The sequence below is a fragment of the Photobacterium sanguinicancri genome (assembly GCF_002265265.1).
GTDB classification, from domain to species: Bacteria; Pseudomonadota; Gammaproteobacteria; order Enterobacterales; family Vibrionaceae; genus Photobacterium; species Photobacterium sanguinicancri.
On sequence record NZ_NOIF01000420.1, the window covers coordinates 1 to 599 of the forward strand.

The following is a 599-nucleotide window of genomic DNA, read 5'->3' on the forward strand; positions in this document are numbered from 1 at the left end:
TATCGGTGAAATTATAAGAAATAAAACCACTAAAAGAACAGAAAAACTAAGTAATCGATACTGTATACCAGTGTCATCTGGTGATATTGATATTTGCCAATTAGTATTGAAAATGTTGATGATATCTTTATGTGGATTACAGTTAACTGCACCTTTTGAACTAATAACTTTATCGTAATAGCTTCCGTTATCTGGATCATAGCCGATGATAGAATAGTTATTTACATTCTCGCTTTTCAATGTTTTTTCAAGAGTGTTTAATATGGACTCTAAATAGATAACAGAAGCCGAGAAGCCGATAAAACCATCATGATTTGAAATGCTTTTACGTAGAATAAAAGCTTGTTTGCCATTTTGAACTAGCTTCACTGGCCCGATAATGATGCTTTTTTTGCAAACAATTGACTGGTTAGCTCCTTGTTTTCTGTTTTTATCTTGTAAAATGTTATGGCCAATGGCTCGTTTGTGTTCTTCATACGGGTAGACAAGTGTAACAACACCGTTTGGTAGAAGTAACAAAGCGTCCACATTATTGTAGGTAGATAATAGTGTTTGACTCATTTTATTGAATGTTTCTAAAGAAATGGAATTATTTTCGG

Annotated in this window: 1 protein-coding gene; it reads right to left on the reverse strand. The window is 32.9% G+C overall.

The annotated features are described in order from the left end of the window. A partial coding sequence (locus tag ASV53_RS24410; protein WP_239928911.1) for a CHASE domain-containing protein occupies positions 1–561 on the reverse strand: 561 nt, incomplete at its 3' end. Positions 562–599 lie beyond the last annotated feature (38 nt).